The following is a 15,215-nucleotide window of genomic DNA, read 5'->3' on the forward strand; positions in this document are numbered from 1 at the left end:
GCAGAACGGCGCCCCCCTCCCGTACGCAGGGGATGGAAGGGGGGCGCGAGAAGATCAGCCTGCGGAGGCCGGCTGGAGTTCGGTGAGCATGAGCGTGCCGCCCATCTCCAGCCAGTTGCGCCACACCGTCGGCGGATACTTCGGCGCGTCCGGCGCGCTGGTGGGCCAGTTCTTCCAGGTCGAGTCGGTGGTCTGGGACCACAGGCCGTTGTACCAGAGCGGGACGACCGGCATGTCCTCAAGCTGGATCTTCTGCAGCTCCGAGGTGATCTTCTTCATGCCCTCGACGTCCTCGGGCTTGACCTGGTCGAGCTGCTGCGTGAGCTCCCACGCCCGCTTGTTCTCGTAGCGGCCGAAGTTCGTCGTGCTCTGCAGCTTCTGCACCGGCAGCCGGAACAGGTAGTCGTAGTACAGCCAGGGGGTGTTCGCGAGCTGCTTGTCGTTGTTCAGGACGAGGTCGAACTTGCCCTGGTTGCGCACATCGACGAGCGCGTTGTAGTCGGGGAAGTCGGCCTCGATGTCGATGCCCGCGGCCTTGGCGCTGGAGCTGATGACCCGGGCCGCCTCCATCCAGTCGGTCCACCCGGCGGGCACGATCAGCTTCAGCGAGATCTTGGCGCCGCTCGGCGACTCCACCAGCCCGTCGCCGTTGCGGTCCTTGTAACCGGCGTCGGCGAGCAGCTGCTTGGCCTTGTCCGGGTTGTAGGAGAAGCCGAGCGTCGAGGTGACGTTCTTGTCGACGTACTTGTCCCACTGCGGCAGCAGGCCGGACGGGTCGGACGCCTTGACCAGGTTGCCGTAGACACCCTCGACGATCTTCTTGGTGTCGATGGCGTAGGCGACCGCCTTGCGGAACTCCTTGTCGTCCATCGGCTTCTTCGCCGTGTTGAACCACATCCAGGTGGTGTTCGCCGGCAGCATGTACGGCGGCTGGTCGTAGAAGGTCCTGATGCCGAAGTTGCCCTTGACCAGGTTGGCGATGCCCGGCAGGAAGTTGTTGCTGAGGTCGAGGCCCTTCTGCAGCAGCAGGCCCATCGCGACCTCGTTGCTGGAGTTGACGATGTCGACGATGTACTTGGGCTTGACGTCCTTGTTCAGCGCCTTCGTGGCCCACCAGCCGTCACGCTTGACCCAGACCATGCGGTCCTGGTCGTGCGAATAGTACGCGTACGGGCCGGTGCCGACGGGCTTCTCGTTGACCCCGTTCATCACCTCGTCCTCGGACCGCCCCTCCCACAGGTGCTTGGGGACGATGGCCCGGCTGTAGAGGTGGTTGGCCCACTCCTGGTGGTTGGCCGTGACGAAGGTGAACTTGATCGTGTAGTCGTCCACCTTCTCGGCGCTCTTCATCCAGTCCCAGAGCGGGTGATAGGGGACGGTCTCCATCTTGCCGAGCTCGAACGTGAAGATCACGTCGTCGGCGGTGAACGGCTTGCCGTCCGACCACGTGATGCCCTTGCGCAGCTTGAGCGTGTACTCCAGGTCGCCGGTCCACTGGCCGCTCTCGGCCAGCCACGGCGTGAACTTGTCGGCGTTCGGGTCGTACATGAACAGCGTCTCGTAGACCAGGCCCTTGGTGCCGGTGGCGAAGTCCCACTCGCGCAGCGGGTTCCAGTTGGCGGGCGGCCCCCATTGGGTGCCGCTGGTGTAGAGGGTCTCGTCGCGGGGGAACGCCCCGCCGCTGCCGCCCGCGGCCGCGCCGCCTCCCGCCGCGCCTCCGGCCGCCGGGCCGGTCGGCGTGGACGACCCTCCGCCGCCCGAGCACGCCGCGGTTAACAGGCCGGCTGCCAGCACCGGTATAAAGAACCGCGTTCGGTTTCGCATGGTGACTCTCCTTCCCCCACGCGACACCGCGCGGGGTCCGCAATCCCTGCCAGGCCCCGATGATCTGCGGTCCGCACCGCTCGCTCGCTGTGCCGTAGGTGCTGAACCGGATAAGTACCGAGACCGTAAAATCCGGATGTCGCCGGTGTCAATAGGGGAAGATGTAGGCAAAGTAACGGTAGTAAGGTGAGGGTCACTGGACCGGTTCAGCCGAGGGGACACGTGAGAAGACCGACCATCGCGGACATCGCACGGCAGGCGGGAGTCTCCAAGGGCGCGGTCTCGTACGCCCTGAACGGCCAGCCGGGGGTGTCGGAAGCGACCAGGGCCCGCATCCTGGCCATCGCGAACGAGATCGGCTGGCGCCCGAACATCGCGGCCAGGGCGCTCAACGGCGCCCGCGCGCACGCCGTGGGCCTCGCCCTGTGCCGGCCCGCCCGGTTCCTCGGCGTCGAGCCGTTCTTCATGGAACTGATCAGCGGCATCGAGGCCGAGCTGTCCGCCCGCTCCTACGCCCTGCTGCTCCAGGTGGTCGGCGACCACGAGGCCGAGATGGGCGTCTACCGCCGCTGGTGGGGAGAGGGCCGGGTGGACGGCGCGATCCTCGTCGACCTCCACCTCGACGACTCCCGCGTGCCGCAGGTGGAGGAGATGCGCATGCCCGTCGTCGTCCTCGGGCACCCCTCGGCCGCCGGATCGCTCGTGTCGGTCTGGGCCGACGACCGCGCGGCCGTACGCGAGACGGTGGAGTATCTCGTCGCGCTCGGGCACCGGCGGATCGCCCGCGTCGCCGGGCTCCCCCGGCTGTCGCACACCGCGATCCGCGACCGGGCGTTCGACGACGTCTGCGCGGGCCTCGGGCTGGACGCCTGCCCGATCGTGCACACCGATTACACGGGCGAGGAGGGCGCGCGGGCCGCCCGGCGGCTGCTCAGCTCGCCCGAGCGGCCCACGGCGATCGTCTTCGACAACGACATCATGGCCGTGGCCGGCCTGTCCGTCGCCCAGGAGATGCGGCTCGACGTGCCGGCCGACCTGTCCATCGTCGCGTGGGACGACTCCCCGCTCTGCCAGGTCGTCCGTCCGCCGCTGACCGTGCTCACCCGCGACATCCCGGCGTACGGCGCGCACGCGGCGCAGCGCCTGCTCGCGCTGATCGACGGCGTGGAGGCCGAACCCCTGGAGGACGAGGCCCCGCGCCTGACCACCCGCGGCAGCACCGCGCCGCCCCCCTAGCCTCCGGCGACGTCTCCGGGCAGCCGGGGCGGACGGGCTTGATCACCACTTACAGGATGGTTATCGGGTTCTAAAGGTGACGTTCAGGGGAGATCGCTACACTTGGCCCCGTTTGCCGCTACTGGCTCTCGACCAGGTGAGAAACGCCTGGTCCGACCCTCAGGAGCACGACAGTGGGTCACGTCGACGTCCGTCCCGCGCCCCCGGCGGAGGACCTCCCGGCGCCGCCGCAACGGACGCCGCCCAAATGGCGGCCATGGTTATGGGTCACGCTGTCCGGAGCGCTGGGCGTGCTCACCGGCGCCGCCACCTTCGCCGTCGGCGGGTACGTCAAGCTGAGCGGCAACGTCAAGCACGAGACGGTGACCCAGAAGGACCTCGGAGGCAAGGCCCGCCCGCAGAAGATCAGCAAGGCGCTCAACGTGCTGATCGTCGGCTCGGACCAGCGCAACGGCGCGAACGCCAAATATGGCAAGTTCCCCGGCGAGCGCACCGACACGATCATCGTGGCGCACATCTCCCCGAACCGGGACGGCGCGGTGCTGATCAGCTTCCCGCGCGACTCACTCGTCCGCCTCCCCGCCTGCCCGGCCAAGGGCAACCTGCCGGGTCAGCGGCCGCACATCGGGATGATCAACGAGTCGTTCAACTCCGGCGGCATCGCCTGCACCTGGAAGACGATCGAGGGCCTCACCGACATCCACATCGACCACTTCGTGAAGGTGGACTTCACCGGCTTCAAGGCGATGGTGAACGCGCTCGGCGGCGTGCAGGTCTGCCTGCCGCAGGCCGTCCACGACAAGAAGGCGCTGCTCGACCTCCCCGCGGGCAAGCAGACCCTCAAGGGCGAGCAGGCGCTCGGATACGTCCGCGCCCGCTACTCGCTCGGCGACGGCTCCGACATCGGCCGCATCCAGCGCCAGCAGATGTTCCTCGCCTCAATGGCCAAGAAGGCCATGAGCGGCGAGACGCTGACCAACCCCACGACGCTGTTCGGGTTCCTCGACGCGGTGACCAAGTCGATCACCACCGACCCCGACCTCACGGTCGGCGTGATGAAGGACCTCGCGATGAGCGCGAAGGGCCTGACCGCGGGGCAAATCCGCTTCGTCACCACCCCGTGGCGCTACTCGATCACCAACCCCGGCCGGGTCGAGTGGGTGCAGCCGCAGGCCCAGCGCCTATTCAAGATGGTCGCCGCCGACCAGATCGCCAAGAACGTCAAGAGCGGCGAGCAGAAGATCCCCAAGTCGCAGATCCACATCCTGGTCCGCAACGGCAGCGGGCAGCAGGGGCTCGGCACCCAGGTGGCCGCCGAGCTGGAGCAGCGCGGCTACCACATCGTCAAGGTCGAACAGGCGCCCAAGCCGTACCCCAAGACCCTCGTCGCGTACTCGTCGAACGGCGAGAGCCGCGCGTCCCGGCTGTTCCGCGAGCTCAAGAAGTCGCGGTCGCGCCTGGTGCGCACGGGCACCACGCAGACCCTCATCCTCGGGATCGGGGCCGACTGGCAGGGCTTGAAGCCCCCCAAGACGCTCGACGACGTGGAGGGCTTCGACGCCACTCAGGACAGCTGCACGGCCAGCTGACTAACCGAAGAGCCAGCCGAACAGGCCGCCGCCCCGGCCGCCCGACGACTCCTGCGTGGGAGCGGGCGCGCTGGTCGGCTGCTCGGTGGCCGGATCGGAGGTGGAATCCGTGTCGTCCCCGGTGTCCGTCCCCGAGGTCTGCTCGTCCGACCGGTCACCGGCGGACGAATGGTCATTGGTGTCGACCGCCACGCGCGACCGTGACGGGCGCGGGGTGTCGCCGCCCTGGGAACCGGGGTCCTGCGCGTGGGAGCGCGACGCGTGGGTGGGCGCGGACGACGCCGTGGGCGCCGACGTTCCGGACGTCGCGGGCCGGGTCTGGGCGGGCGCGGACGTGGGGGCGTCGGTCGGCACCCCGCCGGTGGGCTCGTCGGTGGGCTCGTCGATCGCCTCGTCGACGGGCTCGTCGGTGGACACCGCGTCGGAGTCCCCGGCCGCGGCGTCGTCGGCGGCCGGCGAGGCCGGGGCCGTCGCGGCCGTGCCCGCCTTGGCGGCGCAGTCCGTCCCGCCCGCGCACTCATCCCCGGAGGGCTGCCCGACCCACAGCGCCAGCGCCCAGATGACGCCCAGGGCGCCGACGGCGATCAGACCGGCGCGCAGCAGCATCCCGCCGCGCCGGGGACGGTCGTCGTCGTCATCCTCGTCGGGGGCGTTGCGCCAGCCGGAGCCGAGGAAGCCACGGGGATCGGTGTCACCGTCGCCCGTGTACTCCCTGCCACCCGCGTATTCAGTGCCGCTCGCGTACTCGGTGCCGCTCGCGTACTCGGTGCGCCCGTACTCGGTGCCGTACTCCTCGCCGGTCGACGGTTCCTCGGACCGGAACCGCGGCATGCGTCCGGCGGCGTAGTCATCCTGGTCGGCGTGGTCGGCGGGGGTCTGCGCGGGCTGCTCGGGCCGCCAGCCCTCCGACAGCACGTCGCCCTGATCGCCCGGCGCGCCGCCGAGCGCGTGCTCGTCCTGCTCCTCGGACCAGAACCGGTCTCCCTCCCCGCCGTACTGGCCTTCGCCCGGGATATACGGCCGGAGGTAGGAGCCGTCCTGCTCGTAGGCGTCCTCGGTGACCGGGTCGCGCATGAAGGTCCTTCCTCAGTGAGCTTTTGGGTCGTGTCCCAATAGCGAACGTTCCTAGCACTGGTCGACACGTCCTGTCTGGAAATTTCACAACAATCACTGGAAGCAGATTTGTCACGTCCGTAACAACCCCAGCAAACCCATCGGACTTGACGGGATTGCTGGAACGGTCTTTAATATCGACTAATCCGACTGACTAGGTAGGAATCTCCGGAATAGAGGACAGGCATGAGAGTGCGCAGGCTCGGGGCCATCGCAGCCGCCATCGTGGCGACGACCACCCTGGTCACCGCCTGCGGGGGAGGCGACAACGCCGCCGGGGGCGACGGCGGGGGCAAGGTGCAGTTGGCGCTGGTCGCCTACTCCACTCCCCAGGCGGCGTTCGAGGACGTCATCAAGGCGTTCCAGCAGACGCCCGAGGGCAAGAACATCACCTTCACTCAGTCGTACGGCGCGTCCGGCGACCAGAGCCGGGCCGTCGCGAACGGCCTCAAGGCGGACATCGTCGAGTTCTCTCTGGAGACCGACATCACCCGGCTGGTCAAGGCCGGCATCGTCGCGGAGGACTGGAACTCGGGCCCCACCAAGGGCATCCTCACCGACTCCGTCGTCGTCATCGGCACCCGCAAGGGCAACCCGAAGGGCCTCAAGACCTGGGACGACCTCGTCAAGCCGGGCGTCGAGGTGCTCACCCCCAACCCCTTCACCTCCGGCGCCGCGCGCTGGAACCTCCTCGCGGGCTACGGCGCCAAGTCGAACAAGGGCGCCGACCAGGCCGCCGGGCTCGCCTACCTCGACGCACTGCTCAAGAACGTGCCGGTCCAGGACGACAGCGGCCGCAAGGCGCTGCAGACCTTCGCCGGCGGCAAGGGCGACGCGCTCCTCACGTACGAGAACGAGGCCATATTCGCCCAGCAGAACGGCCAGGAGCTCGACTACACCATCCCGGACGCGACGCTCCTCATCGAGAACCCCGTGGCCGTGACGAAGACCAGCGCCCACCCCAAGGAGGCCCAGGCCTTCCTGAAGTTCCTCTACACCACCGAAGCCCAGACGATCTTCGCGAAGAACGGCTACCGCCCGGTGATCGACGGTGTCACCGGCTTCAACTGGGTGACGCCGCCGCAGCTCTTCACGATCCAGGACCTCGGCGGCTGGGACAAGATCACATCTGAGTTCTTCGACTCGAAGACCGGCAAGGTCGCGGAGATCGAGCGCAAGCTCGGCGTGGCCACCGAGAAGTAAGTGACGCGCAAGTGACCGCGATCACCGTACGACCTGCCCGGCGCCTGGCCGGCGGCACCGCCGCCGGCCTCGGCGTCGCGGTCCTCTACCTGAGCCTGATCGTCCTGATCCCGCTGGCCGCCGTCGTCTGGCGCTCGGCCGACCAGGGGCCCGGGTATTTCTGGCGCTCCGTCACCACCCCCGACGCCTGGGCGGCGCTCACCCTGACCATCGGCGCCTCCGCGCTCGTCGCCCTGATCAACCTGGTCATGGGCACCGCGATCGCCTGGGTGCTGGTCCGCGACCGTTTCCCCGGCCGGCGGGTGCTCGACACGATCATCGACCTGCCGTTCGCACTGCCGACGATCGTCGCCGGTCTCGTCCTGCTCGCGTTGTACGGCCCGCAGTCCCCGCTCGGGATCAACCTCGCCTACAGCAGGGCCGGAGTGGTGCTGGCACTGATGTTCGTCACACTGCCGTTCGTCGTCCGTACCGTGCAGCCGGTCCTGCTGGAGCTCGACACGGAGATGGAGCAGGCGGCGGCCTCCCTCGGCGCGGGGCCGTTCCAGACCTTCCGCCGGGTCATCCTGCCGAACCTGATCCCCGCGATGCTCTCCGGCACCGCGCTCGCCTTCACCCGGGCGATCTCCGAGTTCGGCTCGACCGTGCTCATCTCGGGCAACCTGCCGTTCAAGACACAGGTGGCGGCGGTGAACATCTTCAGCCAGATCGAGGGCGACAACACGACCGGTGCGGCCGCGATCTCGACGGTCCTGCTCGTGGTGGCCCTGGTCGCGCTGATCTCCCTCGACGTCCTGCAGCGATGGGGGAGCCGCCGTGGCTAAGCATGCCCTGCGCCTGGTCGCCGTCGCCTACGTCCTGTTCCTGCTGGTCCTGCCCGTGATCCTGATCGTCTGGCGGACCTTCGGCGACGGGCTGGGGCCGTTCGTCGAGGCCCTGACCTCCCCGTCGGCCCTGCACGCGTTCAAGGTCACGGTGACGGTCGCCGGATGGGCGGTCGTGGCCAACACGGTCTTCGGGGTCCTCACCGCGATCCTGCTCGTCCGGCACCGGTTCCCCGGCAAGCGGCTGCTGGGGGCGTTCATCGACCTGCCGATGGCCGTCTCGCCGGTCGTCGTCGGGCTCGCGCTCATCCTCGTGTACGGCCGCTTCGCCCCCTTCGGCGGCCTGCTGGAGAGCTGGGGGATCCAGGTGATCTTCTCCACCCCCGGCATGGTGCTGGCCACGGTGTTCGTGGCGCTGCCCCTCGTCGTACGGGCCATCGTGCCGGTCCTGGAGGAGCTCGGCGACGAGCAGGAGCAGGCCGCGCACACGCTGGGGGCGAGCCGTCTCCAGGCGTTCATCCGCATCACGCTCCCCGGCATCCGCTGGGCCCTCGGCTACGGCATCGTGCTCTGCCTGGCCCGTTCGCTCGGCGAGTACGGCGCGGTCGCGGTGGTCTCCGGCCGCCTCGTCGACCAGACCCAGACGCTGACGCTGTTCGTGGAGGAGCGGTTCCAGAACTTCGACCAGCCGGCCGCGTTCGCCGCCGCCACGGCCCTCGCCCTGATCGCCGTGGTCACCCTGCTGCTCACCAAGCTCCTGCGCCCGAAGGATCGCATCGATGGCAATTGAGGTACGCGACGTGAACAAGTCGTTCGGGACGACGCCCGTCCTGCACGACGTGTCGCTCGATGTCGCCGCGGGGTCGCTCACCGCCCTGCTCGGCCCGAGCGGCGGAGGGAAGTCGACGCTGCTGCGGGTGATCGCCGGACTGGAGCGGCCCGACACCGGCACGGTGCGGATCTCCGGCGTCGACGCCACCCGGCTGTCCCCGCAGCGGCGCAACGTCGGCTTCGTGTTCCAGCACTACGCCGCCTTCAAGCACCTCACGGTCTTCCGCAACGTGGCCTTCGGCCTGGAAATCCGCAAGCGGCCCAAGGACGAGATCCGCAAGCGCGTCATGGAGCTGCTGGAGCTCGTCCACCTGGAGAAACTGGCCGACCGCTACCCGTCCCAGCTGTCGGGGGGCCAGCGCCAGCGCATGGCCCTCGCCCGTGCCCTCGCGGTGGAGCCCCAGGTGCTGCTGCTGGACGAGCCGTTCGGCGCCCTCGACGCGCAGGTGCGCAAGGAACTGCGCACGTGGCTGCGCCGGCTGCACGACGAGGTCCACGTCACCACCGTGTTCGTCACCCACGACCAGGAGGAGGCCATCGAGGTCGCCGACACGATCGTGGTGCTGGCCGGTGGCGAGGTCGTGCAGGCCGGCAGCCCCGCCGAGGTGTACGACAACCCGGCCAACCCGTTCGTGATGCGCTTCCTGGGCCCGGTCACCGAGATCGACGGCAACCTGGTGCGCCCGCACGACATCGAGATCAGCCCCGACCCCGTCGAGGGCGGCTCGCCCGCCGTGGTCTCCCGCGTCGTACGGCTCGGCTTCGAGGTGCGCGTCGAGGTGGAGATCGGCGGGCAGGACGCCTGGGTCCAGGTGACCCGGGAGCAGGCCGACCGGCTCGGTCTCGGGCCTGGCGACGCCGTCCATCTGCGGCCCATCCCGGGCGCCCGGTCCCTGGCACTCGCGCTGTGATTGTGAGAAATGCGGCTTTCCGTTAGGACCCAATACGCCCTGCGCGCCGCCGCCGAACTGGCCGCGGCGGCGCCGGGGCCGGTCCCGGCTGAGCGGATCGCGGCCGCGCAGCGCATTCCGCGGCGGTTTCTCGACAACATCCTGCTGCAGATGCGGCGGGCCGGCCTCATCCACAGCCAGCGCGGGCCCGACGGCGGCTACTGGCTGGCGCGGCCCGCCGAGCAGATCACGCTCGCCGACGTCGTCCTCATCATGGAGGGGGCGCCCCCGGCCAGCGAAGGGTTCCACGGGGTCGCCGAGCCCCTCGGCGACGTCTGGACGGCACTGCGCGACCACGAGCAGGCGACGCTCACCGAGGTCACGCTCGCCCACATCGCAACCGGATCACTTCCACCCCTCTGATCCCGATAGTTGTGGAAGACTCCACATTCAGGTGGAACGTGCCGGGGCGTAGAGGCAGGCGGGATGGGTACTGCTGGGCAGCTCATCGTCAGGCGATACCGGCTGGTCCGCGCCCTCGGCCACGGCCGCTCCGGGCTGGTATGGGAGGGCCGCGACACGCTGCTCGACCGGCCCGTCGCGATCCGCGAGGTCCTGCTGCCTCCGAACCTGAGCGAGAGCGCGCGGTTGCGGCTCGCCCAGCGGATCTCCCGTGAGGCCCGCCAGGCCGAGCGGCTGCGTCACCCCCACATCGCCGCCGTCTACGACGTCGCCGACGAGGACGGCGCCCTCTACGTCGTGACGGAGCTGGTCCCGTCGCGTTCGCTCGACGGGGTGGTCTCCGGCGACGGGCCGCTGCCCCCGGCCGAGGCCGCGCGGATCGCCCGCACGGTGCTGTCCGCGCTCACCCACGCCCACGCCGCCGGCGTACGGCATGGCGACGTCCGGCCCGCCAACGTGCTCCTCGCGCACGACGGACGCGTGGTGCTCGCCGACTTCGGCGTGTCGGTGCCCGGTTCTCCCGGCTCTTCCGCCGATGCGTCCGGTCGTGACGCCGAGGCGTACCTCGCCCCGGAACGGGCCGCCGGCGGGCCGCCCACGGTCGCCGCCGACCTGTGGTCGCTGGGCGCCACCCTCCACACGGCCGTCACCGGCAGGCCGCCCGTGATGCAGGGACCCTCAGGGCAGGGGCAGCCGGTGCTTCAGGCGGAGGACGTGCCCGGGGAACTGCGCGCGGTGCTCGCCGGGCTGCTGGCCCGGGAGCCCAGACGGCGGATCGACGCGGAGACCGCCGACCGCCTGCTCGCCGAGATCGAGCCGCCCGCCCCACCCCGGCCCGTACGCCGTGGTCGTGCCCGTCTTGTCACCGGGATCGCGGTGGCCGTGCTCGTCGCCTGCGCGGTGGGAGGCTGGGCCGTCGGAGGATGGGCGGGGCTGCGGCCCGGCAAGGCCACCCCGGCTCCGACCTCCCTGTCGCCCTCCCTGTCGCCCTCCCTGTCGCCCTCTCTGTCGCCCTCGGTCTCGGTGTCGGCCTCTGGACAGCCCGCGCGGCGGCTGAAGCTGAAATGGCACACGTCCGACGCCGGCTGGCGGGCCGGTGTGCCCCGCGGCTGGATCCGCGAGGACGGGCCCTACTCGATCTCATGGCGCTCCCGGGACGGCGGGGCGGTGTTCACGGTCGAGGTGACCGCGCAGCAGGGCACCGATCCCCTGGCAGCGCTCGGCGAGGCGGAGGAGATCCTCCGTCCGGAGGCCAAGACCTATCGCAAACTGCGGCTACGCAGCGTGAACGGCGAGCACGGTCCTTCCGCCGACTGGGAGTTCACCTGGACCCCGCGCAAGGCGTCGGCGCGGGACCACCTGGCCAAGGGAGTGGAGTATCACCAGTACCGCCGGGTGATCTCCACGGCCACGGCGACGAGCGTGCTCACCTGGACCACCTCCGCCGCCGACTGGGACACCCTGCGGCCCACGCTCGCCAGGGTGCTCGCGCTCTTCCAGCCGCCGCCGGCGACCCCGTCACCATCCGCGGCCTGAAATCCACCCGCACGCTCCGTCGTGTGTGTCATGATGACGCACAGTGAAAGTGACAACGGTTTTCATTCCTGATCGGGGGCCATGATGCGGGTGGCGTTCGTCGGCAAGGGCGGAAGCGGCAAGACCACGTTGTCGTCGCTGTTCGCGAGATACGCGACGCGGAGAGGACCGGTCGTCGCCATCGACGCCGACATCAACCAGCACCTCGGCCTGGTCCTGGGTGTGGACCCGGCCGAACATCCGCCGCCGCTCGGCGGGATGCTGACCGAGATCAAGGACTACCTGCGCGGCGACAACCCGCTGATCCGCGACGCGGCGTCCATGGTCAAGACGACCCCGCCCGGGCGCGGCTCGCGGCTGATCCGGCTGGGAGACCCGTTCTTCCCCTCGTGCTCCGCCGAGGGCGTCTCGCTCATGGTCACCGGCCCGTTCGAGGAGGACGACCTCGGCGTCGCCTGCTACCACTCCAAGCTGGGCGCGGTGGAGCTCTATCTCAACCACCTGGTCGACGGCCCCGGCGAGTACGTCGTGGTGGACATGACCGCGGGGGCCGACTCCTTCGCCTCCGGGTTGTTCACCCGTTTCGACCTCACCTTCCTGGTGGCCGAGCCCACCCGTCAGGGGGTGAGCGTCTACCGGCAATACCGCGACCACGCCGCCGGGTTCGACGTCGCGATCGCCGTCCTGGGCAACAAGGTCCACTCGCCGGAGGACGTCGACTTCCTCCGCGAGCACGTCGGCGACGACCTGCTGACCTGGTTCGGCCACTCCCCCGCCGTACGCGGCATGGAACAGGGCCGGCCCTTCACGCTCGACGACCTGGAGCCCGCCGCCCACCTGGCCCTCGCCACCATGCTCGACCGGCTCGACGCACAGCCCAAGGACTGGCCGAAGTTCGGCAGGCAGGCGGCGGAGTTCCACATCAGGAACGCCCGCGCGTGGGCCAACCGCGCCACCGGAGAGGACCTGGTCGCGCAGATCGACCCCGATTTCGTGTACGGCCCCGCCGTCGCCGCCTCATGAACGTGTCGCCTCCGCGCCAGATGGAGGACCACGGAGTTCGATCTACCGTCGACTGCGTCCCCGCTCTCTGAGCAGACGCCGAGAGGAGAACAGCTCATGTCGCTGTCCGTGTCCAACGACCTGCTCGACCAGGCCCGCACCGGTGAGGTGGACGACGCGGCGTTCGTCGCCTGCGTCCGCGACTCGCTGCCGTACGCCTGGGCGACGATCACCGCGCTGGTCGAGCGGCGGGACCGGTCCGGCGCCGACTTCGCCGACAACCAGGTGCCGCCGCCCGACGAGACCGCTCGTGGTCAGCTGCTGCGCTGCCTGGCCAGCGACGCGATGCGCGGCGCCCTCGAAAGGCACTTCGGCGTACGGCTGGCCTTCCAGAACTGCCACCGCGTCGCGGTCTTCCGCCCCGACGCCACCGAGGCGTACCGGGAGTTCGTCACTCCCCGCGCGCAGATCCTGAACCAGAGCCCCGAACTGGTCGACTGCTGATCCCGGCTCCGATCATCTCCGGCCCGGGGGCGGCGCTCCGGTTCACGCCGCCCCCGGGCCTCGCTCTCCCCCGGCTTGCTCTCGCGAGACCTTGTTTCGCACGGCTGGAAGCACCTCCGCGCCGAGGCGTGCGATGTTCTCCAGCGTCCGCGCATGGTCTCCGGCACCCTCGACCATCAGGATGAGATGCCGCAGCCCGGTCCGCGCGGCCGTGGCCACGATCTTCTCCACGCAGTGCTCCGCCGAGCCCACCGGATGGATCCGGCACAGCAGGTCCACGTACTCCGGGATGTTCCGCCGTGGCGGCGGCCGGCCGTCCACGGGCACATAGCCGGCCAGACCCGGCCCGAGCCAGCGCGGCAGCGACTCCCGCATCTCCCGTACGGCCTGCTCGGTGGTGTCCGCCACGTAGCCGAGCGCGGCGCCGATGTGCACCACCGGGCCTGTCGGTTCCGCCCGGCAGGCGGCGTACGTGTCGTAGGCGGCGATCATCTCCGCCTTCTCGTCGTCGCCGATGTGCATGCCGAGCAGCATGGGCAGCCCCCGTTCGGCGGCGAGCCGGACCGTGGCGTCCGACGTGCAGGCGACGACCGGCGACATCCGGGCCTGCGGGACCATCGAGACCTCCCTGAACCGGAAGAACTCACCGTCCGCCCCCACCGGCCCACCGTTCAGCGCCGTGCACAGCAGGTCGAGCGATTCCGGGAAACCCCGCTCGAACCTCGCCACACCGGTCCCGAAGACCTCCAGCTCCAGCCATGGCCCGCCTCGCCCCACGCCGAGCCGGAACCTGCCGTCCGACACGTGGTGGAGGATCGCCGCCTGCTCCGCCAGCGCGACCGGATGCTGCGCCGACAGCACGCTGACCGCCGTGCCCACCGTGATCCGCGAGGTCCGGCCCAGCGCCACGGCCGCCAGCGTCACCGCCGACGGGCACACGCCGTACGACATGAAGTGATGCTCGGCGATCCAGGCGTCGTCGAACCCGGCCCGTTCGGCCGCCTCGATCGCCTCCGCCGTGCCACGCAGCACGTCCCCCGGCGCCATGCCCGGGAAGCCCGCCGCGACCAGGAAGACGCCGATCCTCATGCCCGCGGCCATGTCCCTACCGTGGGCCACCGTTGACGTAGAGCGTCTGGCCGGTGACATACGACGCGTCGTCGGAGGCGAAGAACGCCACCACCGACGCGATTTCCGTCGGCTGGCCGACCCGCCGCAACGGCACGGCCTGCGCCATGGTCGCCTGGTGCTCCTCCGGCGTCACCCCCAGCCGTACGGCCGTCGCCTCGGTCATCGGCGTTGCGACGTACCCCGGCGCGACGGCGTTCACCCGGATGCCGAACGGGCCCAGCTCGATCGCCATGGTCGCGGTGAGCCCCTGAATGCCCGCCTTGGCCGCCGAATAGTTGGCCTGGCCCCGGTTTCCCAGCGCCGACCGGCTCGACAGGTTGACGATCGCTCCCGACCGCTGCTCCACCATGTGCTTCTGGACGGCCCGGCTCATGAGGAAGACGCTCTTGAGGTTCACGTCGACGACCTTCTCCCAGTCTTCCTCCGACATGCGGAACAGCAGGTTGTCGCGGGTCAGCCCGGCGTTGTTCACCAGCACGTCGATCTGCCCGAACTCGGCCATCACCCCCGGCACCAGCGCCTCGACCTGAGCACTGTCGGAGACATCGCAGCCGAACGCGACCGCCCTGCCCCCGGTCACGGTGATCTCGTCCACGATCGAGGCACACCGATCCGCGGTGAGGTCCACGCAGGCCACCGCCGCGCCCTCCGCGGCCAACCGCCGTGCGATCGCCGCGCCGATACCCCGCGCCGCGCCGGTGACCACCGCGAACTTCCCCGTGAACCGTGACATGGCCAGCCTCCTCACCCCGATTCGATCACAGCGACTCACTCCGAGTCACCCTCCCAGTCGTGTCACCGAGCAGCAGACGGGCGTCACAGACCGGCCGGCAAGCGTCACAGACCAGCGGGCGAGCCCCACGCAACGCTGGGCGCTGCTCGCCTACACCGCATGCCTACGCTGCTCACTCACTCCCGCAGCCGCCGGGCCTGTCCGCGCGTCGCCCGGGCCGGCCTGTGCGTCGCCCGGGCCGGCCTGTGCGTCGCCCACGCTCGCGCCTCCCGCCTCTCGCCTCTCGCCTCTCGCCTCTCGCCTCTCGCCTCTCGCCTCTCGCCCGCAGCCTCCGGGG

The 15,215-nt window shown here is 70.1% G+C and carries 14 protein-coding genes; 10 read left to right on the top strand and 4 right to left on the bottom strand.

Annotated features, from left to right (window positions below; all coding sequences use genetic code 11):
* Positions 1-54: 54 nt before the first annotated feature.
* The gene (locus OHB01_RS09320) at positions 55-1,824 is read right to left on the bottom strand and encodes an ABC transporter substrate-binding protein (protein WP_328855219.1); all 1,770 of its coding nucleotides are present in this window, start codon (positions 1,822-1,824) and stop codon (positions 55-57) included.
* A gap of 222 nt (positions 1,825-2,046) precedes the next feature.
* Between OHB01_RS09320 and OHB01_RS09325 the strand changes: the two genes are divergently transcribed.
* Both OHB01_RS09325 and OHB01_RS09330 read left to right on the top strand, forming a co-directional pair.
* Positions 2,047-3,060, top strand: a complete 1,014-nt coding sequence (locus OHB01_RS09325; protein WP_142652546.1) for a LacI family DNA-binding transcriptional regulator — start codon at positions 2,047-2,049, stop codon at positions 3,058-3,060.
* A gap of 173 nt (positions 3,061-3,233) precedes the next feature.
* A complete protein-coding gene (locus OHB01_RS09330) occupies positions 3,234-4,649 on the top strand; it encodes an LCP family protein (RefSeq protein ID WP_142652545.1) in 1,416 nt (471 codons plus the stop codon).
* On the opposite strand, the gene OHB01_RS09335 is transcribed toward OHB01_RS09330, so the two are convergent.
* Entirely contained in the window at positions 4,650-5,723 is a 1,074-nt protein-coding gene (locus tag OHB01_RS09335) for a hypothetical protein (RefSeq protein WP_328855220.1), read from the bottom strand.
* A gap of 225 nt (positions 5,724-5,948) precedes the next feature.
* On the opposite strand from OHB01_RS09335, the gene OHB01_RS09340 reads away from it, so the two are divergent.
* The 8 genes from OHB01_RS09340 (at position 5,949) to OHB01_RS09375 (ending at position 13,014) form a co-directional block, all read left to right on the top strand.
* The gene (locus OHB01_RS09340) at positions 5,949-6,965 is read left to right on the top strand and encodes a sulfate ABC transporter substrate-binding protein (protein ID WP_147945370.1); all 1,017 of its coding nucleotides are present in this window, start codon (positions 5,949-5,951) and stop codon (positions 6,963-6,965) included.
* Positions 6,966-6,976: 11 nt separating this feature from the next.
* Positions 6,977-7,789, top strand: coding sequence for a sulfate ABC transporter permease subunit CysT (gene cysT, locus OHB01_RS09345; protein WP_142652541.1), 813 nt, complete (start codon positions 6,977-6,979; stop codon positions 7,787-7,789).
* Positions 7,782-8,579, top strand: coding sequence for a sulfate ABC transporter permease subunit (locus tag OHB01_RS09350; protein WP_142652540.1), 798 nt, complete (start codon positions 7,782-7,784; stop codon positions 8,577-8,579). The genes cysT and OHB01_RS09350 overlap by 8 nt, the downstream gene beginning before the upstream one ends.
* A complete protein-coding gene (locus OHB01_RS09355; RefSeq protein ID WP_142652539.1) occupies positions 8,569-9,531 on the top strand; it encodes a sulfate/molybdate ABC transporter ATP-binding protein in 963 nt (320 codons plus the stop codon). The genes OHB01_RS09350 and OHB01_RS09355 overlap by 11 nt, the downstream gene beginning before the upstream one ends.
* Before the next feature lie 9 nt (positions 9,532-9,540).
* The gene (locus OHB01_RS09360; RefSeq protein ID WP_142652538.1) at positions 9,541-9,933 is read left to right on the top strand and encodes an RrF2 family transcriptional regulator; all 393 of its coding nucleotides are present in this window, start codon (positions 9,541-9,543) and stop codon (positions 9,931-9,933) included.
* Between the two features lie 63 nt (positions 9,934-9,996).
* Positions 9,997-11,508 (top strand): serine/threonine-protein kinase, encoded by a 1,512-nt coding sequence (locus OHB01_RS09365; RefSeq protein WP_328855221.1) that lies wholly within the window; start codon positions 9,997-9,999, stop codon positions 11,506-11,508.
* Positions 11,509-11,592: 84 nt separating this feature from the next.
* The gene (locus OHB01_RS09370; protein WP_142652549.1) at positions 11,593-12,531 is read left to right on the top strand and encodes an ATP-binding protein; all 939 of its coding nucleotides are present in this window, start codon (positions 11,593-11,595) and stop codon (positions 12,529-12,531) included.
* A 96-nt stretch (positions 12,532-12,627) separates the two neighbouring features.
* Positions 12,628-13,014, top strand: a complete 387-nt coding sequence (locus OHB01_RS09375; protein WP_142652536.1) for an SCO5389 family protein — start codon at positions 12,628-12,630, stop codon at positions 13,012-13,014.
* 42 nt (positions 13,015-13,056) lie between these two features.
* Here the strand turns inward: OHB01_RS09375 and OHB01_RS09380 are convergent, their stop codons facing one another.
* Together OHB01_RS09380 and OHB01_RS09385 are read right to left on the bottom strand one after the other, a co-directional pair.
* The gene (locus OHB01_RS09380; protein WP_142652535.1) at positions 13,057-14,103 is read right to left on the bottom strand and encodes an LLM class flavin-dependent oxidoreductase; all 1,047 of its coding nucleotides are present in this window, start codon (positions 14,101-14,103) and stop codon (positions 13,057-13,059) included.
* A 16-nt stretch (positions 14,104-14,119) separates the two neighbouring features.
* Positions 14,120-14,878 carry a glucose 1-dehydrogenase gene (locus tag OHB01_RS09385; protein WP_147945372.1) on the bottom strand — a complete coding sequence of 253 codons (759 nt, stop codon included), beginning with the start codon at positions 14,876-14,878 and terminating at the stop codon, positions 14,120-14,122.
* Between the last annotated feature and the right edge of the window lie 337 nt (positions 14,879-15,215).

Origin of the sequence: Microbispora hainanensis, assembly GCF_036186745.1 — a bacterium.
In the GTDB taxonomy this organism is placed as follows: domain Bacteria; phylum Actinomycetota; class Actinomycetes; order Streptosporangiales; family Streptosporangiaceae; genus Microbispora.

Coding starts and splice junctions, on each gene's coding strand:
- OHB01_RS09320 (WP_328855219.1), bottom strand. CDS start 1,824: ATGCGAAACCGAACGCGGTTCTTTATACCGGTGCTGGCAGCCGGCCTG.
- OHB01_RS09335 (WP_328855220.1), bottom strand. CDS start 5,723: ATGCGCGACCCGGTCACCGAGGACGCCTACGAGCAGGACGGCTCCTAC.
- OHB01_RS09340 (WP_147945370.1), top strand. CDS start 5,949: ATGAGAGTGCGCAGGCTCGGGGCCATCGCAGCCGCCATCGTGGCGACG.
- OHB01_RS09355 (WP_142652539.1), top strand. CDS start 8,569: ATGGCAATTGAGGTACGCGACGTGAACAAGTCGTTCGGGACGACGCCC.
- OHB01_RS09360 (WP_142652538.1), top strand. CDS start 9,541: ATGCGGCTTTCCGTTAGGACCCAATACGCCCTGCGCGCCGCCGCCGAA.
- OHB01_RS09365 (WP_328855221.1), top strand. CDS start 9,997: ATGGGTACTGCTGGGCAGCTCATCGTCAGGCGATACCGGCTGGTCCGC.
- OHB01_RS09370 (WP_142652549.1), top strand. CDS start 11,593: ATGCGGGTGGCGTTCGTCGGCAAGGGCGGAAGCGGCAAGACCACGTTG.
- OHB01_RS09375 (WP_142652536.1), top strand. CDS start 12,628: ATGTCGCTGTCCGTGTCCAACGACCTGCTCGACCAGGCCCGCACCGGT.
- OHB01_RS09380 (WP_142652535.1), bottom strand. CDS start 14,103: ATGAGGATCGGCGTCTTCCTGGTCGCGGCGGGCTTCCCGGGCATGGCG.
- OHB01_RS09385 (WP_147945372.1), bottom strand. CDS start 14,878: ATGTCACGGTTCACGGGGAAGTTCGCGGTGGTCACCGGCGCGGCGCGG.